Source organism: Pseudomonas sp. MM213 (assembly GCF_020423045.1).
Classification (GTDB): Bacteria; Pseudomonadota; Gammaproteobacteria; order Pseudomonadales; family Pseudomonadaceae; genus Aquipseudomonas; species Aquipseudomonas migulae.
The window spans coordinates 4148938-4171675 of the sequence record NZ_CP081943.1 but is presented as its reverse complement, the minus strand read 5'-3'; the positions used below and the strand labels follow the sequence as shown (position 1 = coordinate 4171675).

Sequence of the window (22738 nt, the reverse complement as noted above, 5' to 3'; positions counted from 1 at the left end):
ACACAAATCCCCCGTGGGAGCTAGCCCTGCTAGCGATTGGGGCAACGCGGTCTTACGCCTGGTGGCTAATCCGCCCATCCACCAGCGTGTAACGCACCACGCCCGGCAAACTATGCCCAATGAACGGGCAGTTCTCACCCTTGGACAGCCAGGTTTCACCGGCCACGGTCGAAGCCGCCGGATCGAACAGCACGATATCCGCCGCACCACCTACCGCCAGTTTCCCCGCCGGCAAGCGCAAGGCTTGCGCAGGCCCGGCACTCAGGCGTGCCAGCAACGTCGGCAGATCGAGCAAACCGTCTTCCACCAGCGTCATCGCCAGCGGCAGCAACAGTTCAACGCTGCTGATCCCTGGTTCCGTCGCACCGAACGGCGCCAGTTTGGCGTCCCGTTCATGGGGCTGGTGATGACTGGAGATCGCCGAAACCACCCCGGACTTCACCGCCTCACGCAAGCCATCGCGATCGGCGCGGGTGCGCAGCGGCGGCTGGACGTGATAGAGGCTGCTGAAGTCGATCAGCGCTTCATCGGTCAGGATCAGCTGGTACAGGGCGACATCCGCCGTCACCGGCAATCCGCGCGCCTGGGCCTGAGCAATCAGGGCCACGCCGCGAGCGCTGGTCAGCTGGCTGAAGTGCGCGCGCACGCCACTTTGCTCGACCAGCAACAGATCACGGGCCAGCGCTACGGTTTCCGCGGTTTCCGGAATACCCGGCAAGCCGAGGAAACTGGCGGTCGGACCTTCATGCGCCAAGCCACCTTCGGCCAGATCATGGTCCTGCGAGTTGAAAATCACCGTCAGGTCAAAAGTCGCCGCGTACTCCAGCGCCCGGCACAGGGTGCGGGTGTTGCGGAAGCTTTCCAGACCGTTGCCGAAGGCCACGCAACCGGCATCGCGCAAAGCCACGAGCTCGGCCAGTTGCTCGCCGTCCAGGCCTTTGCTCAGGGCGCCAATCGGGAACACCTTGGTGTTGCCGGCCTCGCGGGCGCGGTCGAGGATCAGTTCGGCCACGGCCGAGGTGTCCAGCACCGGTTTGGTCTTCGGCGGGCAGCACAGGCTGGTCACGCCACCGGCAGCGGCGGCGCGGGTTTCGCTGACGATCGAACCTTTGCGGCTGTAGCCTGGCTCGCGCAGGGCGACGTTCAGGTCAACCAGCCCCGGTGCGGCCACCAGGCCTTGGGCGTCGATGGTATCGACGGCAACAAAACCGGCGGGTGCGGCGCCAAGGGCGACGATCTTGCAGGCTTCGATGTGGATATCAGTCACTTGATCCAGCCCGCTGACTGGATCGATCACGCGGGCGCCGAGAATGCTGAGCTTCACTGAACGTTCTCCTGCTCGAATTGGCGCTGGGCAGTCTGCCCGCTCATGGCCATGGACAGCACGGCCATACGAATCGCGATGCCGTAGGTTACCTGGTTGAGAATCACCGAATGCGGACCATCGGCCACCGCCGACTCAATCTCAACCCCGCGGTTGATCGGCCCTGGGTGCATGACGATGCAATCCGGTTTGGCCCCGGCCAGGCGCGCGGTGGTCAGGCCGAACAGGCGATAGAACTCGCCTTCGCTCGGCAGCAGGCCGCCAGTCATGCGTTCGCGTTGCAGGCGCAACATGATCACCACGTCGACGTCTTTCAGGCCTTCGGTCATGTCGGTGTAGACCTTCACGCCGTATTGCTCGATGCCGATCGGCAGCAGGGTTTTCGGCGCGATCACGCGGATGTCCGGGCAGCCGAGGGTTTTCAGCGCCAGCATGTTCGAGCGCGCCACCCGCGAGTGCAGGATGTCGCCGACGATGGCCACGGAAAGGTTTTCGAAGCTGCCCTTGTGCCGACGGATCGTCAGCATGTCGAGCATGCCTTGGGTCGGGTGCGCGTGACGGCCGTCGCCGCCGTTGATGATCGCCACTTGCGGGCATACGTGTTCGGCGATGAAGTGCGCGGCGCCGGAATCACCGTGGCGCACGACGAACATGTCGGCGGCCATGGCTTCCAGGTTGCGCAGGGTGTCGAGCAGGGTTTCGCCCTTGCTCGCCGACGATGTCGAGACGTTGAGGGTGATCACGTCCGCCGACAAGCGCTGGGCCGCCAGTTCGAAGGTGGTGCGGGTGCGGGTGGAGTTCTCGAAGAACACGTTGCACACGGTCTTGCCGCGCAGCAACGGGACTTTCTTCACTGCCCGGGCGCCGACTTCGAGGAACGAGTCGGCGGTGTCGAGGATTTCCGTCAGCAGCTCGCGGCGCAAGCCGTCGAGCGAGAGGAAGTGGCGCAGCTGGCCCTGATCATTGAGCTGCAGCGGGCGCTTGGTTTCTAGAGGCGTCATCGCGAGGGGGACTCTCAATAGGGCGAATTAAAGGGCGAGGTCTTGCAGTTCGAGCTTGAGTTCCGGGCCGGACAGCTTCACGCGCTCGTGGGCTGCCAGCGACAAAGTCGCGCCGACCACGTTCGGGCGGATCGGCAGTTCGCCGGCGTCCAGGTCCAGCAGGCACACCAGCGTCACGCTGGCCGGGCGGCCGTAGTCGAAGAGTTCGTTCATCGCGGCGCGGATGGTGCGGCCGCTCATGAGTACGTCGTCGATCAGCACCAGGTCCTGGCCTTCGATCTCGAACGGCAGCGCCGAAGGGCGCACCTGCGGGTGCAGGCCGTTCTGGCTGAAATCGTCACGGTAGAAAGACACGTCCAGTGTGCCGAGCGGCGCGTCGCTGCCCAGTTCTTCGAGCAACGCCTGGGCAACCCAGACGCCGCCGGTACGAATACCGATGTAGCGCGGTTCGCTGATGCCACGGTGTTCCAGATGTGCCTTGAGACGGATCGCCATCTGGCTGATCAGTTCGGCGGGATTGGGCAGGCTCATGGTTGCTCCTTCTTGGGCCCGGGCCGGGTGCTGCTGGCGGTGGCTCGGGTTGTCGCTATAGAGAGTCGCTTGTTACGGCTCTTCAGGATTCGAACAGTGCGCTGTTTTCATCGAGCCAGCCTTGCAGCAGCAGGGCGGCGGCGATGGCGTCGACCGGGTTGTCGCGGTAACTGCCCTTTTGCCCGCCGCGATCACGTCGTTCGCCCTTGGCTTCAAACGTGGTCAGGCGTTCATCGTGGGTATAGAAGGGCAGGTTGTAGCGGCCGTTGAGGCGGCGGGCGAACTTCTCGGCGCGCAGGCACATGTCGCTGGGCGTGCCGTCCATATTGAGCGGCAGGCCGACCACCACGGCATCGGGTTTCCACTCTTTGATCAGTGCTTCGACCTGATTCCAGTCGGGCACGCCGTTTTGTGCCTTCAAGGTGCACAGCTCGCGGGCCTGGCCGGTAATCACCTGGCCGACCGCCACGCCGATCTGTTTGGTGCCGTAGTCGAAACCCAGAATCAGCCGCAGGGCCATCAGGCGTGTCCTGCCTGGCTGGTGAGCAGGCTGAGGTTGACGCCCAGGTGCTTGGCCGCTGCTTCGAGGCGCAGTTCGCTGCTGGTGTTGAACAGGATGTCGGCATCGAACGGGCAGGTCAGCCAGGCGTTCTGCGCCAGTTCGGCCTCAAGCTGCCCGGCTTCCCAGCCTGCGTAACCGAGGGCGATCAGGCTTTTTGCCGGACCGACGCCATCGGCGATCGCGAACAATACGTCCTGGGAGGTGGACAACGACAGGTCGCCTTCCAGATCAACGGTCGCCTGAAATTGCTTGCCCGACGGGTGCAGGACAAAACCTCGATCGGTCTGCACCGGGCCGCCGATGAAGATCGGCACATGCTGGCAGAGCAGCGGTGGCTCGATATTGGGGCGCAATTGCTCGAGGATATCGGCCAGATTCAGGTCTTGCGGACGGTTGACCACCAGCCCCATGGCACCATTGGCCGTGTGCTCGACGATGTAGGTCAAGGTGTGGGCAAAGTTCGGGTCGGCCATGTGAGGCATGGCGATCAGGAAGTGATGCTTGAGGTAGCTTGGGCTGACGTTCTTCATGAGCGCTAGTGTGGCGTTGGAGGGGCGAACTGACAAGCTGGGGATGCACAGGAAATGCCTGCGTGGGTGTCTTTTTGATGTCTGTTTGCTTGAGGGCCTCTTCGCGGGCAAGCCTCGCTCCTACAGGTTTTGCATGTTCCGCAAACCTGTAGGAGCGAGGCTTGCCCGCGAAGGCGTCGGTCAAAACAACCGCAATCCTTCGGTCAGTTGCTGGAGAGGCGATCCCCGCGCGCAAATTTCCAGGTGCGGATGATTTCCAGTCGGTCGATGTCCGACAAATCCCCGGTAAACGGCGAAAACGGTGCAGCCAGCCGCACAATTCGCTGCGCTGCCTGATCCAGCAGCGGTTGTCCGGACGACTCCAGTACCAATACTTCAAAAAGCGAGCCGTCGCGGTTGATCGAGACCATCAGCCGCAAATTGCCGTAAATCTGTTTGCGCCGCGCTTCATCCGGATAATTGAGGTTGCCGATGCGCTCGACCTTTTTGCGCCACTCATCCTTATACCAGGCGCCTTTGTCGCGCATGGTCGAGGCCGCGCTCAGGCGGTGGATGCGCGGGCGCTTGGCGTACAGCTGCTGTTCGTTGGCCAGTTCCGCTTCGAGGCTGGCGATGTCGCTGGACAGCTGTTCACTGTCGAACGTCGGCGCGGCGATGGCGGGTTTGGTGGCAGGTTTGGGCTCTTCGGTCTTGGCCGCGGCTTTCTTCGGCTTCGGCGCGACGGTGGTCACGGCAGCCTTGGGCGCGGCTTCCTGGACTTCAGGCTTGGCGGCTGGTGGTGGCGTGACTTTTTGCACCTTGTTGTCCTGGAACGGCGCGACCTCGGTGGTCTTGGGAATCGCCTTTTTATCCAGGGTGCCGCTGCCTTCCTGATTTTCCTGCGCGAGAAAGTCGGCCTTCGCCGGTTTCTTTTCGCTCTTGAAGGTGGCGAGGGTGATTTCCAGGGTTTTGCTGATTTGTTTGGGTTCGACCATCGTAAAGCCGACGCCCAACAGCAAGGCCAGGTGAATCAACGCCGCGAGAAACAGGGTAAATCCGAGGCGATCAGCCGGGCGCACGCCACGATGGGCGAGTTCAGCGGGCAGATCGGACGGAAGTGTCATGACAAGAAAACCAACATCGCGTTTTTCAGAGGCCGCGCATGATAGCGCAATGTTGGTTTCATCTTGGGTGTTCTATATCAACGGGCCTTGAGCTTCTGATCGATGGCATCCATCAACAGGCCGCCGATGTCGGTGCCGAACGCGTTATCAATCTCGCGAATGCAGGTCGGGCTGGTGACGTTGATTTCCGTCAGGTGCTCGCCGATCACGTCGAGACCCACGAACAGCAGGCCTTTCTCGCGCAGGGTCGGGCCGACCTGGGCAGCGATCCAGCGATCCTTGTCGCTCAACGGACGGGCTTCGCCACGACCACCGGCGGCGAGGTTGCCGCGGGTTTCGCCGGCCGCCGGAATCCGCGCCAGGCAATAATCCACCGGCTCGCCGTCGATCATCAGGATGCGTTTGTCGCCGTCCTTGATCGCCGGCAGGTACGCCTGGCCCATGATCTGCTGGGTGCCCAGCGCGGTCAGGGTTTCCAGGATCACCGACAGGTTCGGGTCACCTGCGCGATGACGGAAGATCGAGGTTCCGCCCATGCCGTCCAGCGGCTTGAGGATCACATCGCCATGTTTGGCGGCGAATTCACGCAGCACGTCGGCGCGGCGGCTGACCACGGTCGGCGGCGTGCACTGCGGGAACAGGGTGGCGAACAGTTTTTCATTGCAGTCACGCAGGCTCTGCGGCTTGTTGACCACCAGCACGCCCGCGCGCTCGGCTTGCTCGAGCAGGTAAGTGGAGTAGACGAACTCCATGTCGAACGGCGGATCCTTGCGCATCAGGATCACGTCCAGATCGCTCAGCAGCGCGTCGGTCTCGTCTTCCAGCTCGAACCATTTTTCCGGGTTGGCGAAAACTTTCAGCGGCCGCATCCGCGCCCGGGCTTCACCTTCGCCTTGATACAAGTCGCGCTGTTCCATATAGAACAGTTCCCAGCCGCGCTTCTGTGCGGCCAGCAGCATGGCCAGCGAGCTATCCTTTTTATAGGAGATGCTGGCAATGGGATCCATGACAATCCCGACGCGAACGCTCATGGGTTTTTCCTCTGAAGTGGGGGAGGCCTATGTAAGTCCCCTGTAGGAGCGAGCCTGCTCGCGATGGACTTCAGGACACCGCGCTTATCCTGCTGGCACGCGTCATCGTTGACGACCATCGCGAGCAGGCTCGCTCCCACAAAAGATCAATCCAAAGGACCGTATAAAAGTGGCGTCAGAGTGGCGCTGAGTGTGTTCCCGGTCAAGGAAAAACCACTTCAAAGGACGCCCGATAGATTGCATTTGGAGACTGTGCTAAAAAGGCTGCCATGTCGTGCTGGCCCTTGAGTATCAAGGGTTTCAAGCCGCCGGTAACCGGAAAACGGACAATTTGATTCGCAAAGGCGACGGTAGAGCATTTATGGGCCAGCATTCCAGCGCCTTGAAGGTCATGGTGATCGACGATTCGAAGACGATTCGTCGCACCGCCGAAACGCTGTTGAAGAATGTGGGTTGTGAAGTCATTACGGCCATCGATGGTTTCGATGCGCTGGCGAAGATTGCCGATCATCATCCTGGCATCATCTTTGTCGACATCATGATGCCGCGTCTGGATGGCTATCAGACCTGCGCTTTAATCAAGAACAACAGTGCGTTCAAGTCCACGCCAGTGATCATGCTGTCGTCCAAGGACGGGTTGTTCGACAAGGCCAAGGGGCGCATCGTCGGCTCCGACCAGTTTTTGACCAAGCCTTTCAGCAAGGAAGAACTGCTTAACGCGATCCAGGCCCATGTACCGGGCTTCGCCGCCGTTTTGCCGCAGTAGGACACGCACAGTGACGCTCGGCCAGCGGGCCCGGCGTCGACAAGAATGGGGAAAACCATGGCACGTATTCTGATCGTCGATGATTCGCCGACCGAAATGTACAAACTGACCGGCATGCTGGAAAAGCACGGTCATGAAGTGTTGAAAGCCGAAAACGGCGCCGACGGCGTGGCCCTGGCCCGTCAGGAAAAACCCGACGCCGTCCTGATGGACATCGTCATGCCCGGCCTCAACGGTTTCCAGGCGACCCGTCAGTTGACCAAAGACCCGGAAACCGGGCACATCCCGGTGATCATCATCACCACCAAGGATCAGGAAACCGACAAGGTCTGGGGCACGCGCCAGGGCGCCAAGGATTACCTGACCAAACCGGTCGACGAAGACACCCTGATCAAAACCCTGAACAACGTGCTGGCCGGTTGATCACCCGACCATGACCGAGTCGTTGACCGCCTTCGAACTGCTGCTGCAGATCGACCAGCGCTGTCGTCTGCTGGCGGCGGATCTGCCGTCGCAGCCAACCCGACAGGACAGTTGGAGCGGCATCGGTTTTCGTTTGGGCGAGGCGTGGTACGTCGCGCCGATGGGTGAAGTCAGCGAAGTCCTGCATGAACCGCGCTTCACCCAGTTGCCGGGGGTCAAGCCTTGGGTCAAGGGCGTGGCCAACCTGCGTGGGCGCTTGTTGCCGATGATGGATTTGAGTGCCTTCTTCGGGCACGAATTATCGGCGGTGCGCAAGCAGCGGCGGGTGCTGGTGGTGGAGCATAACGAGGTGTTTGCCGGGTTGATGGTCGATGAGGTGTTCGGCCTTCAGCACTTTGCCCAGGACAGCCTGGAGCCGGTGGATAACTTGAGTGGCCCGATTGCACCGTTCATCAAGGGCCGGTTTCAGCGTGAGCAGAATTGGCAGGTGTTCAGCCCGTTTGCGCTGGTGCGGTCGCAAAGCTTCATGCATGTAGCGCTGTAAACGCGGCAACGCCGATCCTGTAGGAGCGAGGCTTGCCCGCGAAGAACGATAACGCGGTATTCCTGCAAGACCGCTTCGCCTGCTTCGCGGGCAAGCCTCGCTCCTACAGGGGCTTGGGTGAATTGGGTAGTACAGGCGAGGACCGATGATAAAAGCTAAAACTGGCAAGCCAGAAGGATCGCGCAGCCGCTCGCAGATCATCGCGCTGTTCATCGCGCTGATTGTCTTCATCATGCTGCTGTTCGCCAACTTCGCTTACCTCAACACCCAGGCCTCGTACGATAAACAGTACATCGGCCACGCCGGTGAGCTGCGCGTGCTGTCCCAGCGCATCGCCAAAAACGCCACTGAAGCCGCCGCCGGCAAGGCAGCGGCGTTCAAGTTGCTCAGCGATGCGCGCAACGATTTTGCCCAACGCTGGGGCTATCTGAAGAAAGGCGACCCTTCCACCGGGCTGCCGCCGGCACCGTCCGCCGTGCGCCCGGAAATGCGCGCCGTGCAACTGGATTGGGAGCGCGTGCTGAAAAACACCGACGCGATCCTCTCCAGCGAACAGACGGTTTTGTCGCTGCATCAAGTCGCCGCCACCCTCGCTGAAACCGTGCCGCAGTTGCAGGTCGAGTACGAAAAAGTCGTCGAAATTCTCCTGCAACGCGGCGCGCCCGCCGCTCAGGTGGCGATGGCCCAGCGTCAGTCGTTGTTGGCCGAACGTATCCTCGGCGCGGTAAACACTGTGCTGTCCGGCGACGAAAATTCGCAACAGGCCGCCGACGCGTTCGGCCGCGACGCCGCGCGTTTCGGCCTGGTGCTCACGGGTATGCTCCAGGGCAATCCGGCACTGAAAGTCAGCCAGGTCGAAGACCACGATGCCCGTGCCCGCTTGATCGAGATTTCCGAGCTGTTCGAATTTGTCTCGGGTTCGGTGGATGAAATCCTCGAAACCTCGCCGGAACTGTTCAAGGTCCGCGAATCGGCGACCAACATATTCAGCCTGTCGCAAACCCTGCTCGACGAAGCCTCGCACCTGGCCTCCGGGTTCGAAAACCTCGCCAGCGGGCGCAATACAGACACCATTGGTGGCTACGTGCTGGGTTTGGCGGCGCTGATGTCGATCATCCTTATCGGGATGGTGATGGTGCGCGAAACCAATCGTCAGTTGCGCGAAACCGCCGAGAAGAACGAGCGCAACCAGAACGCGATCATGCGCCTGCTCGACGAGATCGAAGACCTGGCCGACGGCGACCTGACCGTGACCGCTTCGGTGACCGAAGACTTCACCGGGACCATCGCCGATTCGATCAACTATTCCGTGGACCAGCTGCGCGATCTGGTGGCGACGATCAACCTCACCGCTGGCCAGGTCGCCGCCGCCGTGCAGGAAACCCAGGCCACTGCCATGCACCTGGCGCAGGCCTCGGAGCATCAGGCGCAACAAATCAGCGAAGCCTCCACCGCGATCAACGACATGGCGCAGTCCATCGATCAGGTGTCGGCCAACGCTGCCGAATCCTCGGCGGTGGCCGAGCGCTCGGTGGAAATCGCCAACAAGGGCAACGAGGTGGTGCACAACACCATCCACGGCATGGACAACATTCGCGAGCAGATCCAGGACACCGCCAAGCGCATCAAGCGCTTGGGCGAGTCTTCGCAAGAGATCGGCGACATTGTCAGCCTGATCGATGACATTGCCGACCAGACCAACATCCTTGCACTCAACGCCGCGATCCAGGCCTCCATGGCCGGTGATGCCGGGCGCGGTTTTGCGGTGGTGGCCGACGAGGTGCAACGGTTGGCCGAGCGCTCGTCCGCCGCGACGCGGCAGATCGAAACCCTGGTGCGGGCGATCCAGGCCGACACCAACGAAGCGGTGATTTCCATGGAGCAGACCACCACCGAAGTGGTGCGTGGCGCGCGTCTGGCGCAGGATGCCGGTGTGGCTCTGGAAGAAATCGAAGGCGTGTCGAAAACCCTCGCGGCGTTGATCCAGAGTATTTCCAACGCGGCACAACAGCAGACGTCTTCGGCCGGGCAGATTTCCCTGACGATGAACGTGATCCAGCAGATCACCACGCAGACCTCGTCCGGTTCCACCGCTACGGCCGAGAGCATCGGCAACCTGGCGAAAATGGCCAGCCAGCTGCGACGTTCGGTGTCCGGTTTCACCTTGCCGGCCGCCAAGGCGCAGACTGTGGATAAAGTGTGAGGCGCCCGAGGGCGTTCGAACGATGAACGGAGTGGTTATGGGTGATCGGCACGACTATGTGGCCCTCGAATGGGTCAAAGGCGAGATTGCCGAAACACTGAAAGTGGCTCACCAGGCGATTGAAACGTTGCTTGATGACCCTCAGGCGACGCACGCCCTCAGTGAATGCCTGGCGTGCATCCATCAGGTCCACGGCAGCTTGCAGATGGTCGAGTTCTACGGCGCGGCCCTGCTCGCCGAAGAAATGGAACAACTGACCTCCGCCTTGCAGCAGAACCGCGTCATTCATCGCGACGAGGCGATCCACTTGTTGTTGCAAGCGATCGGTCAGCTGCCGATCTATCTCGACCGCGTACAAGGCGCGCGCCGCGACCTGCCGCTGGTGGTGTTGCCGTTGATCAACGACCTGCGCAGTGCCCGTGGCGAAAGCCTGTTATCGGAAACCAGCCTGTTCACCCCGCAATTACCGGACTTGCCGCCACTGGATGACGAGGCGCTGGCGCTGCTGGAGCCGGCGGACCTGCCGAACGTGCTGCGCAAATTGCGCCAGATGTTGCAGATGGCCCTGGTCGGGTTGCTGCGCGAACAGGATGACGACACCCATCTCGGTTACCTGAGCACCGTATTTTTACGCCTAGAAGGGCTGTGCGGGAATGCGCCGCTGAGCCCGTTGTGGCACGTTGCCTCGGCGCTGGTCGAAGGCATGCGCGGCGGCTCGATCGCCAACAGCCCGGCCCTGCGCAGCCTGTTCAAGGACGCCGACAAAGAACTCAAGCGCCTGCTTGAACAGGGCATGTGCGCGATCAATCAGCCGGCGCCGCCGGAGTTGCTCAAGAGTTTGCTGTTTTACATCGCCAAAGCCGAACACCCCACCGGGCAGATGCTGACCATGAAAGATCGCTATGGACTGGACGATGCGCTGCCTGACAGCGCGATGGTCGACGAAGAACGGGCGCGGCTGGCCGGCCCAGATCGCGATGCCATGCGCTCGGTGCTGGCCGCGCTGTGCGAAGAACTGGTGCGGGTCAAAGAACGCCTCGACCTGTTCGTGCGCAGCGACCGCCAGCATGCCTCGGACCTCGATAGCTTGCTGGCCCCCTTGCGGCAAATCGCCGACACCCTGGCGGTGCTCGGTTTTGGCCAGCCGCGCAAGGTCATCATCGATCAGCTCGCGGTGGTGTTGAGCCTCGCTCAGGGGCAACGCGAACCCAACGACGCGATCCTGATGGATGTCGCCGGCGCCTTGCTCTACGTCGAGGCGACGCTCGCCGGGATGGTCGGCACGGTCGAACCGGAGAGCCAGGAAGACAGCCGCCTGCCGACCACCGACCTGACGCAGATCCACCAGATCGTGATCAAGGAAGCACGCATCTGCCTGCAGCAGGCCAAGGACATGATCGTCGACTACATCGACGCCGACTGGGACCGCCAGCATTTGCAGCCGCTGCCGGCCTTGCTCACCCAGGTGCGCGGCGCGCTGGCGATGATCCCGCTGAGCCGTGCGGCCAGCCTGATCGACGCCTGCAATCACTTTATCCGCGAGCATCTGCTGCTGGACCCGGACCAGCCTGGCTGGCAGGCGCTGGACAGCCTGGCCGACGTCATCACCAGCATCGAGTATTACCTTGAACGCCTGAGCGACGACGCTGAAGCGTCCGGTGAACAATTGCTCGACGTTGCGGAAAAGAGCCTGGCAGCGCTCGGCTTTTTCCCCAGCGAACACAATGTCCCTGTGCTGGATGAAGTGCTCAGCCCGAGTGAGGCGCAGGTGATGCAGGACCAGCAGGAGCTGGACGATCCCGACGTCGTCCAGACCCTGGCCGATGTCCTCGCCAACCCGGTGTCGGCGGTCAATCCGCCCGCCCTGAATACGCCGGGCAGCCTGTTGCCACCGCCTCCGGGTGAAGAACCGGTGGACGATGAACTGCGCGAAGTCTTCCTCGAAGAAACCGACGAGGTCCTGGAAATCCTCCGGGAATACTTGCCGCGCTGGGCGGCCAACCCCGAGAGCGAATCGACCCTGGGCGAACTGCGCCGAGCTTTTCACACCCTCAAAGGCAGTGGCCGGATGGTGCGCGCGCTGGTGTTGGGTGAACTGGCGTGGGCCGTGGAAAACCTGCTCAATCGCGTGCTGGAACGCAGCGTTGAACCGGGGCCGGCGGTGCAGCAACTGCTCGGCGATGTGCTGAACCTGCTGCCGGAACTGGTGGCTGAATTTGCCGGCAATGCTCAGCGTCAGCGCAACGACGTCGACCAATTGGCCGCCCGTGCCCACGCGCTCGCCAAGGGTGACAAGTCGTTGGCCGATGAGGACGTGCAGGATGTCGCCGCCCTCGATCCGTTGTTGCTGGAGATCTTCCGCAACGAAGCCGAAACCCATCTGGCCAGCCTCAACCGCTTCCTCGATCAGGCCGCCGAACATGTGCCGTTGCAGGCCAGCGACGAACTGCAACGTGCCTTGCACACGCTCAAAGGCAGCGCGTCGATGGCCGGCGTGTTGCCGATTGCCGAGCTGGCGACGCCGCTGGACAAACTGGCCCGTGAATACAAGGCGCACCTGATCGCGCTGGACCTCGACGAAGTCGAACTGCTGCTGGAAGCCGAAGGCGTGTTCCGCGTCGGGCTGCGACAGCTCAAGGTCGATCCGTTGGCCGAGATTCCCGGGGCCCGTTCGTTGATCGAAAGAACCCAGGCGCTGCTGGCTGAACGCCTGGAAGCCCTGTTGAGCACGCCGAGCATGGCGCTCAGAACCAAGCGCGATCCGCAGTTGATCAACAATTTCCTGGCCCAGGGCATGGACATCCTGCTGGACGCCGAAAGCCTGTTGCAGCGTTGGCAGCAGCACCCCGGTGAACGTCAGGAACTCAGCGCGCTGTTGGATGAATTGACCACCCTCGGCGAAGGCGCGCACCTGGCCGATCTGCATCCGGTGGATGAGCTTTGTGAAGCTTTGCTTGATCTCTACGGCGCCGTGGAAGAAAGCAGCCTGGCGGTCAGCGAGGCGTTTTTCCATGAGGCGCAAAGTGCCCACGAAGCGCTGATCAACATGCTCGACGAACTCGCGGCCGGTCAGGAAGTCAGCCCGCAACCGGAGCGCATCCGGGCCTTGCGCGGCTTGCTCGATGAGAGCCTCGACCCATCGGCCATGGGCCTGATTCGCAGCGACGGCAGCCGCACCCTGAGCATTCGCGAACTAGGCGCTGCAACCGCCGAACTTGAGCGCGCGCTACCCCCTGTAGGAGCCGGCTTGCTGGCGATGGATTCACAGACTCCGCGTTTATCCGATGAAAACGCGTCATCGTTAACGACCATCGCCAGCAAGCCGGCTCCTACAGAGGAGCGCGCTGTCGATCTGGACGACGAGATCGTTTCGATCTTCCTCGAAGAAGCGGTGGACATCCTCGAAAGCGCCGGTCAGGCCTTGCAGCGCTGGCTGAAAGACCCGGACAACGCCGCGCCGTTGTTGTCGTTGCAGAGGGATCTGCACACGCTCAAGGGCGGTGCGCGGATGGCCGAAGTCGAGCCGGTCGCAGGCCTCGCCCATGAGCTGGAAAGCCTTTACGAAGGGCTTGTCGATCGCCGTTACAGCCACAGCGAAACCCTTGCGCAGCTGTTGCAGCAGAGCCATGACCGACTGGCGCAACTGCTTGAGCAATTGCAGCACCACAAGCCACTGGGTGATCCGGGTGAGCTGATCGAAGCCATTCGCCAGTTCCGCCAAGGCAACGCCAGTGCGCCAGAAGTCGCCGAGCCTGTGCGGGCCGAGGACTCGCCGGGGCATGATCCGGAGTTGCTGGAAATCTTCCTTGAGGAAGGTTTCGACATCATCGAAAACTCCGGCGCTGCGCTGGTTCGCTGGCAGGCCGAACCTGCCAATCGTCAGGAAATGGAAACCCTGCTGCGCGATCTGCACACCCTCAAGGGCGGTGCGCGGATGGTGGAAATCGGCCCGATCGGCGACCTCGCCCATGAGCTGGAATTTCTCTACGAAGGCTTGTCCGCCGGTGTGTTGAAACCGACCGCCGCGCTGTTCGGCCTGCTGCAAAGCAGCCATGACCGACTGGCGCAGATGCTCGACGCGACCCGCGCCGGTCAACCGTTGCCACCAGCGGATCGGCTGATCGACGCGATCAGGAATTTCAGCCATCCGGAAGTGCTGGAAACATCCATTGCCGCACCGGTTGCACCCAAGGTCGAGCCGCTTGCGCCACAAGCCGATACCGGTGCCGACATGGTCAAGGTCTCGGCGGAACTGCTCGACGACCTGGTTAACCTGGCCGGGGAAACTTCGATCTTCCGTGGCCGCATCGAACAGCAGGTCAACGATGCGCGCGTGGCGCTGAACGAAATGGAAACCACCATCGAGCGCATGCGCGATCAATTGCGCCGGCTCGATACCGAAACCCAGGGCAGGATTCTCAGCCGCCAGCAAGTCGACGCCGAACGCTCGGGCTACGAAGAATTCGACCCGCTGGAAATGGACCGTCACTCGCAGTTGCAGCAGCTGTCGCGGGCGCTGTTCGAATCCGCCTCTGACTTGCTCGACCTCAAGGAAACCCTCGACCGACGCAATCAGGACGCGGAGAACCTGCTGCAACAGCAAGGCCGCATCAACACCGAATTGCAGGAAGGCCTGATGCGCTCGCGCATGGTGCCGTTCGAGCGGATGTTGCCGCGCTTGAAGCGCATCGTCCGCCAGGTCTCCAGCGAGCTGGGCAAGGAGGTGGAATTCGTGGTCGGCAACGCCGAAGGCGAGATGGACCGCAACGTCCTCGAACGCATGGCCGCGCCGCTGGAACACATGCTGCGCAACGCGGTGGACCATGGTCTCGAATCCGCAGATGTGCGCATCGCGGCCGGGAAACCGGCGCAAGGGCGGATCACCCTCGACCTGTCCCGCGAGGGCGGCGACATCATTTTCGACATCCGCGACGACGGCGCCGGCGTGCCGCTGGACGCGGTGCGGCGCAAGGCAATCAAGCGCGGGTTGCTCGCCGCTGACAGCGACATCAGCGACCGCGACGTGCTGCAGTTCATCCTGCAACCGGGGTTCTCCACGGCCGAGAAAATCACCCAGATTTCCGGGCGCGGCGTGGGCATGGACGTGGTTCATGAAGAAGTCCGGCAACTCGGCGGCACGATGAGCATCGACTCTGTGGCGGGGCAGGGCGTGCATTTCCGCATTCGCCTGCCGTTCACCGTGTCGGTCAACCGGGCGCTGATGGTGCAGTGCGCTGAGGATCAATATGCGATCCCGCTGAACACCATCGACGGCATCGTGCGTGTATTGCCCAACGAACTCGAAGGGCATTACCGGCTCGATCCGCCGACTTACAAATACGCCGGGCAGCACTATGAACTGTGCTACCTCGTTGAACTGCTGAAAACCAGCACACGTCCGAAACTGCTGGGCCAGAGCCTGCCGTTGCCGGTATTGCTGGTGCAATGCAACGAGCGCCACATCGCGGTGCAGGTCGATGCCATGGCCGGCACCCGCGAGATTGTGGTGAAAAGCCTCGGCCCGCAATTTGCGGCCGTGCAGGGTTTGTCCGGGGCGACGATTCTGGGCGATGGCCGCGTGGTGCTGATTCTCGATCTGCTGGCGCCGATCCGTGCGATGCAGGCGCAGGTGCCGCAACGACGGCTGCTTCAAGACCCTGAACCCGAGCCGCACAAGCCCTTGCTGGTCATGGTGGTCGACGACTCGGTCACCGTGCGCAAGGTCACCAGTCGTTTACTCGAACGCCACGGCATGAACGTGCTGACGGCCAAGGACGGCGTCGATGCCATGCTGCTGCTCGAAGACCACATGCCGGACCTGATCCTGCTGGACATCGAAATGCCGCGCATGGACGGTTTCGAAGTCGCTACCCAGGTGCGCGCCGACGAGCGACTGCAACACCTGCCGATCATCATGATCACCTCACGCACCGGCCAGAAACACCGCGACCGCGCCATGGCCATCGGCGTCAACGACTACCTCGGCAAGCCGTACCAGGAATCGGTGCTGCTCGAAAGCATCGCCCTGTGGAGCAAAACCCATGCTTGAGCATCGCACCAGCAACCTCACCGGGCTGCTGTTGCCCCTGGCTGACCGCAATCTGATTTTGCCCAACGTCGCGGTGGCGGAGTTGATCGACTATCAGCCGGGGGCTTTCGATCTCGATACGCCGCCGTGGTACCTGGGGCGGGTGAGCTGGCGGGAGCGGCAGATTCCGTTGCTCAGTTTTGAGTCGGCGTGCGGCGATAAAATCGTCATTGGCGAGCGGGCGCGGATTGTGATTCTCAACGCCCTCGGCGGGCGACCGGAGCTGAAATTCATCGCGTTGCTGGTGCAGGGGATTCCTCGCTCCTACAAGCTCGACAGCCAGCTCAGCTATGTGGATGTGCCGTTGTGTGCGCTGGAACAAGCGGCGGTGCAGGTGGGCGATCAGGTGGCCAAGGTGCCTGACTTGCTGGCGCTGGAGGAGTTGCTTGTGAGTGCCGGGTTGACCTGACTGGCCCCTTCGCGGGCAAGCCTCGCTCCTACAATGGATCGGGGCGCACACAAAACCCCTGTAGGAGCGAGGCTTGCCCGCGAAGGCGTCTGTCCTGCCAACCATTACCCTGACCGTAACGATCCGTCTCTCTGCTTGATTGATGCCCCCCACCCAACCCTCCTAAGGTGACTCCCACGACAGCGAACCCGTGGAGTGGTCATGACAACAACAATATCCCCCGACTCGCGATGGACGCGGCGGCGCAGCGAAAAGCAGCGGCGTCTGGCGTTGGTCAAGGGCCTGGCTGACGGTGTGGTGCTGCCCACCGACAACATCGTGGCAGCGCTGGAGGCGTTAATCCTGCCCGGCGACCGCGTGGTACTGGAGGGCAACAACCAGAAGCAGGCGGATTTCCTTTCGCGCTCCCTGGCCAAGGCCGATCCTGCCAGGCTCCACGACCTGCACATGATCATGCCCAGCGTCGGGCGCTCCGAGCATCTGGACCTGTTCGAACGCGGCATCGCCCGCAAGCTCGATTTCTCTTTCGCCGGCACCCAGAGCCTGCGCATCAGCCAATTGCTGGAAGACGGCCTGCTGGAAATCGGTGCGATCCACACCTACATCGAGCTCTACGCACGATTGGTGGTCGACCTGATTCCCAACGTCGTGCTCTCGGCCGGTTTCATGGCCGACCGCGCCGGCAACATCTACACCGGCCCCAGTACCGAAGACACGCCCGCATTGATCGAACCAGCGGCCTTCAGCGACGGCATCGTCATTGTTCAGGTGAACCAGCTTGTCGATGACGTCACTGACCTGCCTCGCGTCGACATCCCCGCGTCCTGGGTCGATTTCGTGGTGGTGGCCGACAAGCCGTTCTATATCGAGCCGCTGTTCACCCGCGACCCACGGCACATCAAGCCTGTGCACGTGCTGATGGCGATGATGGCGATCCGCGGGATCTACGAAAAACATAACGTGCAGTCGCTGAACCACGGCATCGGTTTCAACACTGCCGCCATCGAATTGATCCTGCCGACCTACGGCGAATCCCTCGGCCTCAAAGGCAAGATCTGCCGCAACTGGACGCTCAATCCGCACCCGACCTTGATCCCGGCGATTGAAAGCGGGTGGGTCGAAAGCGTGCATTGCTTCGGCACCGAACTGGGCATGGAAAACTACATTGCTGCGCGGCCGGACGTGTTCTTCACCGGGCGCGACGGCTCGCTGCGCTCCAACCGGATGTTCAGCCAACTGGCGGGGCAATACGCGGTGGACCTGTTCATCGGCGCGACCCTGCAAGTCGATGGCGACGGCCATTCTTCCACCGTGACTCGCGGGCGCCTGGCCGGTTTCGGCGGGGCACCGAACATGGGGCATGACCCGCGTGGGCGGCGTCACGGCACGCCGGCCTGGCTCGACATGCGCCACGGCGATGCGCCGGAACCCTTGCTCGAACGCGGCAAAAAACTCGTGGTGCAAATGGTCGAGACGTTCCAGGAGGGCGGCAAACCGACCTTCGTCGAAACCCTCGACGCGATTGAAGTGGCGAAGAAAAGCGGCATGCCGCTGGCGCCGATCATGATCTACGGCGACGACGTCACCCACCTGCTGACCGAAGAAGGCATCGCCTATTTGTACAAGGCGCGTTCGCTGGAAGAGCGTCAGGCGATGATCGCCGCCGTCGCTGGCGTGACTGCCATCGGCCTGCGTCACAACCCGAAAGACACCGCCCGGATGCGCCGCGAAGGCTTGATCGCCTTGCCTGAAGACCTCGGCATCCGTCGCACCGACGCCACCCGCGAATTGCTCGCCGCCAAAAGCGTGGCCGATCTGGTCGAGTGGTCCGGTGGCCTCTACAACCCGCCCGCCAAGTTCAGGAGCTGGTAATGCACGCATTCAACCTGCAACCCAAACCTCTGTCGCTGGCCGAACGGCTGGCGGACCTGGCAGTGGACGCGCTGATCGACGAAGCGGACCTGTCACCGAAACCGGCGCTGGTGGATCGTCGCGGCAACGGCGCGCACACCGATTTGCACCTCGGGCTGATGCACGCTTCGGCGTTGTCGCTGTGGCCGGCATTCAAGGAAATGGCGGAATCGGCCATCGCGTTTGGCGAAGTCGGTGTACCGCTGCGCGAAGCGATTGGACGGATTGGCCGGGAAGGCGAGCAAGCCATGCTCGCCACCACTAACGGTGTGAATACACATCGGGGCGCGATCTGGGCGTTGGGCCTGCTGGTCACTGCCGCCGCGCTGGACTGCTCGAATACCCACGCAAGCACGGTGACGTTGCGCGCCGCCCGACTGGCGATACTCGACGACCGTTTCGCCCCGCGTCCTCTGAGCCACGGCGCGCAAGTCGCCCAACGCTACGGCGCGCGTGGTGCCCGTGAAGAAGCCCAACTCGGTTTCCCTTCGGTGCTGCAACGCGCACTGCCGCAACTCAAGCGCAGCCGCGCCGCCGGCCACGGCGAACAGAACGCCCGGCTCGATGCGCTGCTGGCGATCATGACTCAACTGAGTGACACCTGCGTGCTCTACCGCGCCGGCGAACAAGGCCTGCACACCATGCAACTCGGTGCCCAGGCGGTGCTCGACGCGGGTGGCAGTGCCAGCCTTGCCGGTCGCCGTCGCTTGCATGAACTGGACGAACAATTAATTGCGTTGAATGCCTCGCCCGGCGGCGCTGCGGATTTGCTCGCAGCCTGCCTGTTCATCGACCGCATTGCGTCGGCTGACGGCATCAACCAGGGAGCGTTTTGATGGAAACCTTATCCTTTGAATTCCCCGCCGGGCAGCCGCCACGCGGTCGCACGCTGGTGGGTTGTGTCGGTTCGGGCGATCTGGAAGTGCTGATCGAACCGGGTCAGGCCGGCAAGCTGACCATCAAGGTGCAGACCTCGGTCAATGGCGCCGAACAACGCTGGCAGCATCTGTTCGCACGGATGTTCGACGGCCAGACACCACCGGCAATGGCCATCGATATCCACGATTTCGGCGCGACCCCCGGTGTGGTGCGCTTGCGTCTGGAACAAGGCTTTGAGGAGATCGGCCATGACTGACAGTGCAGCGCTCCTCCACAAGCACAGCTTCATCGAACTCGGCGCCCGACACCGGGCGAAAGCCTTGCTCGATGCCGGCACCTTCCGCGAATTGCTCGACCCGTTCCAACGCGTCATGTCGCCGTGGCTGTCGCGCCAGGGCGTGGTGCCGCAAGCCGATGACGGCGTGGTGATTGCCAAGGGCAGCCTCGGCGGTTTGCCGGTGGTGATCGCCGCCATCGAAGGCGCTTTCCAGGGCGGCAGCCTCGGTGAAGTCGGCGGGGCGAAGATTGCCGGTGCGCTGGAACTCGCAGCTGAAGACAACCGCAACGGCATTCCAACCCGCGCCGTGTTGCTGCTGGAAACCGGCGGCGTGCGCTTGCAGGAAGCCAACCTCGGGTTGGCGGCGATTGCCGACATTCATGCGGCGATTGTCGATCTGCGCCAGTACCAACCGGTGATCGGCGTGGTGGCGGGCAGCGTCGGCTGCTTTGGCGGGATGTCGATTGCCGCCGGGTTGTGCAGCTATTTGCTGGTGACTCAGGAAGCACGGCTTGGCCTGAACGGCCCACAGGTGATCGAACAGGAAGCCGGGCTTGAAGAATACGACTCCCGCGACCGTCCGTTCATCTGGAGCCTGACCGGGGGCGAGCAACGCTTTGCCACAGGTCTGGTGGATCGCTTTGTCGCTGACGATGTGGCGCAGGTCCGGCAGCAGGTCAGTGACTTGCTGCAACAAGGCTTGCCGGAACAACAACGCAGTCGTCAGGCCGATCTGTTCCTGCAACGGCTGGCCCGCCTGGACGCCGAACCGCAAATCGATGCGGCGACGGTTCGGGATCTGTATCAAGGAGAGCGCTCATGAGTTCGTATTCCCTGCGAGGTTTGAACTGGTTCAACGCCTTGAGTGCAGGCGCGAAACCGGTGGAGGGTTTGCCTGCATCACTGAAAGCCGCTGATGGTGTGGTGGGCGAACAACCGGTCCGGTTTATCGCAGTGGTGGCAGATCCCGACAACCGTTTCGTCCGCGCTCGCAACGGTGAATTGGGTTTACTGGAAGGGTGGGGCTTGGCCAAGGCGGTGGATGAAATCATCGTGGCTGACGCTGATAAATCGCATAAGCGCGCCGTGATCGCGATCATCGATGTGCCAAGTCAGGCTTACGGTCGGCGCGAAGAAGCGCTGGGCATTCATCAGGCCTTGGCGGGCGCGGCGGACAGTTATGCCCGCGCCCGGTTGGCTGGCCACGCTGTGATTGGTTTGCTGGTGGGCAAGGCGATGTCCGGAGCGTTTTTGGCTCATGGCTACCAGGCCAATCGGCTGATCGCCCTGCGTGATCCGGGCGTGATGGTGCATGCGATGGGCAAGGCGTCAGCGGCGCGGGTGACCTTGCGCAGTGTCGAAGAGTTGGAAGCACTGGCCGCCAGCGTGCCGCCGATGGCGTATGACATCGACAGCTACGCCAGTCTCGGTTTGCTGTGGGAAACCTTGTCGGTGGACCAGATTGAGCAGCCAACATCAGCGGATCTGGCGCGAGTGACGGAATGCCTGAATCTGGCGATTGGCGATGTTGCCGCAAGCGGTCGCGATTTGAGCAGCCGTTTGGGCGCGAGCAACCGCGCCGCGTCGAGCACGGTTCGCCAACTGCTGAGAGCGCAGTGGTGAGCACGTTTCTGGCTCACGACCTGCTGTGGGGGATGACCCCGGAGCAGTTGCCTGCGCAGGCGCCTGCGTGGGTGATCGAGTCGATCAGCGCGGGTCAGCCGGTGGTGGTTCGGCGTGCGTTGAGTACGCCGGGTTTCATCGCGGTCGGGGTTCGTGGACGGTTGCGTGAGCAGCGCTATGCGACGGTGATGGCGGTCGATGCGGTTCAGCGTCGGGTCACACCGGAAGCGCTGTGTCATGTCTCGATCGATCGGGATTTGCCCGCCGTGCAGGCCCTCAACCAATTGCGGCCGTTGCTCGATGGTTGCGGTTGGGTGTGGGGCATCAGCGGCAGTGCCGGGTTTGAATTGGCCAGTGGCGTTGTTGCTTTGCATGAGAGCAGCGATCTGGATTTGATCCTGCGTACGCCGCAGGTTCTGGAACGGTTAAAGGCGCAGGAACTGCTGACGATTCTGGACCGCGCCAAGTGCCAGGTGGACATGCAATTGCAGACGCCGTTTGGCGCCGTCGCTCTGCGTGAATGGGCCGGTCCTGCGCGTCGGGTGTTGCTGAAAAACGCGAGTGAAGCCTGCCTTGTGATCGATCCGTGGAACCCGCAGGAGCAAGCAGCGTGAGCAGTTTGCTGGTGTTCCCCGGCCAGGGCGCGCAGCAGCCGGGCATGCTCCATCGTTTGCCTCGCGAGACGGTGATCGAGGCGAGCGAAGTGCTTGGCGAAGATGCTTTGTTGCTGGATTGCGCTGAAGCATTGAAGTCGACGCGGGCGGTTCAGCTGTGCCTGTTGATTGCCGGTGTCGCGGCTTCGCGTCAGTTATCGATGACGCCGGATTACGTGGCGGGCTTGTCCATTGGTGCTTATCCGGCAGCCGTGGTTTCGGGTGCCTTGAGCTTCAGCGATGCGCTGCATCTGGTCAGCTTGCGCGGTGAATTGATGCAGCAGGCTTATCCACACGGCTACGGCATGACCGCGATCATCGGTCTCGATTTATCCACAGTGGAAGGCTTGCTGGCGCAGGTTCACAGCGTCGATACGCCGGTTTACCTGGCCAACATCAACGCCGATAACCAGGTGGTAATTGCCGGCAGAGACGGCGCGATGAAGGCCGTCGCCGAGTTGGCGAAAGGGCGCGGCGCAGGCCTGGCCAAGCGACTTGCCGTCAGCGTGCCGTCGCACTGTCCGTTGCTGGATGCGTCGGCGAAAATCCTGGCCGAAGCTTTCACCAATGTGAAATTGAAAGCGCCGACGCTGGGCTACCTGAGTGGCAGTCGCGCGCGGCCAATCATCAACATCGAAGCCCTGCGCGAAGACCTGGCTTACAACATGTGCCGCATCGTCGATTGGCGCGGCACGGTACAAAGCGCCTACGAGCGCGGCGTACGGCTACAGATCGAACTGCCGCCCGGTGCGGTGCTGACCGGGCTGGCGCGCCGGGTGTTCGAGCAGGGCACCGTGATTGCCTTCGACGGGGCGCGGCTCGACACCTTGCAGGCGCTGTTGCGTGAGGAGGGAAGCCACCAACTTTAGACCTCCGACTC

At 62.4% G+C, this 22738-nt stretch carries 21 protein-coding genes; 13 read left to right on the top strand and 8 right to left on the bottom strand.

What is annotated here, in order from left to right:
* Nucleotides 1–52: 52 nt before the first annotated feature.
* From K5R88_RS19000 to K5R88_RS18965, 8 genes are all read right to left on the bottom strand, one after another.
* Nucleotides 53–1324 carry a dihydroorotase gene (locus K5R88_RS19000; RefSeq protein WP_008026186.1) on the bottom strand — a complete coding sequence of 424 codons (1272 nt, stop codon included), beginning with the start codon at nt 1322–1324 and terminating at the stop codon, nt 53–55.
* Complete coding sequence (locus K5R88_RS18995; RefSeq protein ID WP_008026189.1) at nt 1321–2325, bottom strand: aspartate carbamoyltransferase catalytic subunit; 1005 nt, start codon at nt 2323–2325, stop codon at nt 1321–1323. The genes K5R88_RS19000 and K5R88_RS18995 overlap by 4 nt, the downstream gene beginning before the upstream one ends.
* Before the next feature lie 27 nt (nt 2326–2352).
* Nucleotides 2353–2856, bottom strand: coding sequence for a bifunctional pyr operon transcriptional regulator/uracil phosphoribosyltransferase PyrR (gene pyrR, locus K5R88_RS18990; RefSeq protein ID WP_008026190.1), 504 nt, complete (start codon nt 2854–2856; stop codon nt 2353–2355).
* Between the two features lie 82 nt (nt 2857–2938).
* Nucleotides 2939–3376, bottom strand: coding sequence for a Holliday junction resolvase RuvX (gene ruvX, locus K5R88_RS18985; RefSeq protein ID WP_007945492.1), 438 nt, complete (start codon nt 3374–3376; stop codon nt 2939–2941).
* Complete coding sequence (locus K5R88_RS18980; RefSeq protein ID WP_032832312.1) at nt 3376–3948, bottom strand: YqgE/AlgH family protein; 573 nt, start codon at nt 3946–3948, stop codon at nt 3376–3378. The genes ruvX and K5R88_RS18980 overlap by 1 nt, the downstream gene beginning before the upstream one ends.
* 203 nt (nt 3949–4151) lie before the next feature.
* On the bottom strand, nt 4152–5051 hold the full coding sequence (locus K5R88_RS18975; protein ID WP_008026197.1) for an energy transducer TonB: 900 nt from the start codon (nt 5049–5051) through the stop codon (nt 4152–4154).
* A gap of 77 nt (nt 5052–5128) precedes the next feature.
* Nucleotides 5129–6082 (bottom strand): glutathione synthase, encoded by a 954-nt coding sequence (gshB, locus tag K5R88_RS18970; protein WP_008026199.1) that lies wholly within the window; start codon nt 6080–6082, stop codon nt 5129–5131.
* 202 nt (nt 6083–6284) lie between these two features.
* Nucleotides 6285–6455 (bottom strand): hypothetical protein, encoded by a 171-nt coding sequence (locus tag K5R88_RS18965; RefSeq protein WP_157214348.1) that lies wholly within the window; start codon nt 6453–6455, stop codon nt 6285–6287.
* Here K5R88_RS18965 and pilG point away from each other — a divergent pair.
* The 13 genes from pilG (at nt 6444) to mdcH (ending at nt 22727) form a co-directional block, all read left to right on the top strand.
* Nucleotides 6444–6848, top strand: coding sequence for a twitching motility response regulator PilG (pilG, locus tag K5R88_RS18960; protein WP_008026200.1), 405 nt, complete (start codon nt 6444–6446; stop codon nt 6846–6848). The genes K5R88_RS18965 and pilG overlap by 12 nt on opposite strands.
* Before the next feature lie 57 nt (nt 6849–6905).
* The gene (gene pilH / locus K5R88_RS18955; protein WP_007897961.1) at nt 6906–7271 is read left to right on the top strand and encodes a twitching motility response regulator PilH; all 366 of its coding nucleotides are present in this window, start codon (nt 6906–6908) and stop codon (nt 7269–7271) included.
* Between the two features lie 10 nt (nt 7272–7281).
* Complete coding sequence (locus K5R88_RS18950; RefSeq protein ID WP_008026202.1) at nt 7282–7815, top strand: chemotaxis protein CheW; 534 nt, start codon at nt 7282–7284, stop codon at nt 7813–7815.
* A gap of 145 nt (nt 7816–7960) precedes the next feature.
* Nucleotides 7961–10018 carry a methyl-accepting chemotaxis protein gene (locus K5R88_RS18945; protein WP_008026203.1) on the top strand — a complete coding sequence of 686 codons (2058 nt, stop codon included), beginning with the start codon at nt 7961–7963 and terminating at the stop codon, nt 10016–10018.
* A 37-nt stretch (nt 10019–10055) separates the two neighbouring features.
* Nucleotides 10056–16067: an Hpt domain-containing protein gene (locus K5R88_RS18940; RefSeq protein ID WP_226298190.1), complete on the top strand. Its 6012-nt coding sequence runs from the start codon at nt 10056–10058 to the stop codon at nt 16065–16067.
* A complete protein-coding gene (locus K5R88_RS18935; RefSeq protein WP_008045056.1) occupies nt 16060–16515 on the top strand; it encodes a chemotaxis protein CheW in 456 nt (151 codons plus the stop codon). The genes K5R88_RS18940 and K5R88_RS18935 overlap by 8 nt, the downstream gene beginning before the upstream one ends.
* 201 nt (nt 16516–16716) lie before the next feature.
* Complete coding sequence (gene mdcA, locus K5R88_RS18930; protein ID WP_008026213.1) at nt 16717–18387, top strand: malonate decarboxylase subunit alpha; 1671 nt, start codon at nt 16717–16719, stop codon at nt 18385–18387.
* Nucleotides 18387–19262: a triphosphoribosyl-dephospho-CoA synthase gene (locus tag K5R88_RS18925; RefSeq protein ID WP_223452585.1), complete on the top strand. Its 876-nt coding sequence runs from the start codon at nt 18387–18389 to the stop codon at nt 19260–19262. Before mdcA ends, K5R88_RS18925 begins: the two co-directional genes overlap by 1 nt.
* Nucleotides 19262–19561: a malonate decarboxylase subunit delta gene (locus tag K5R88_RS18920; RefSeq protein ID WP_008026217.1), complete on the top strand. Its 300-nt coding sequence runs from the start codon at nt 19262–19264 to the stop codon at nt 19559–19561. The genes K5R88_RS18925 and K5R88_RS18920 overlap by 1 nt, the downstream gene beginning before the upstream one ends.
* Nucleotides 19554–20405 (top strand): biotin-independent malonate decarboxylase subunit beta, encoded by an 852-nt coding sequence (locus K5R88_RS18915; protein ID WP_226298189.1) that lies wholly within the window; start codon nt 19554–19556, stop codon nt 20403–20405. The genes K5R88_RS18920 and K5R88_RS18915 overlap by 8 nt, the downstream gene beginning before the upstream one ends.
* A complete protein-coding gene (gene mdcE / locus K5R88_RS18910) occupies nt 20402–21205 on the top strand; it encodes a biotin-independent malonate decarboxylase subunit gamma (protein WP_226298188.1) in 804 nt (267 codons plus the stop codon). The genes K5R88_RS18915 and mdcE overlap by 4 nt, the downstream gene beginning before the upstream one ends.
* On the top strand, nt 21199–21819 hold the full coding sequence (locus K5R88_RS18905; RefSeq protein ID WP_226298187.1) for a malonate decarboxylase holo-ACP synthase: 621 nt from the start codon (nt 21199–21201) through the stop codon (nt 21817–21819). The genes mdcE and K5R88_RS18905 overlap by 7 nt, the downstream gene beginning before the upstream one ends.
* On the top strand, nt 21816–22727 hold the full coding sequence (gene mdcH / locus K5R88_RS18900; RefSeq protein ID WP_226298186.1) for a malonate decarboxylase subunit epsilon: 912 nt from the start codon (nt 21816–21818) through the stop codon (nt 22725–22727). The genes K5R88_RS18905 and mdcH overlap by 4 nt, the downstream gene beginning before the upstream one ends.
* Nucleotides 22728–22738: the final 11 nt, after the last annotated feature.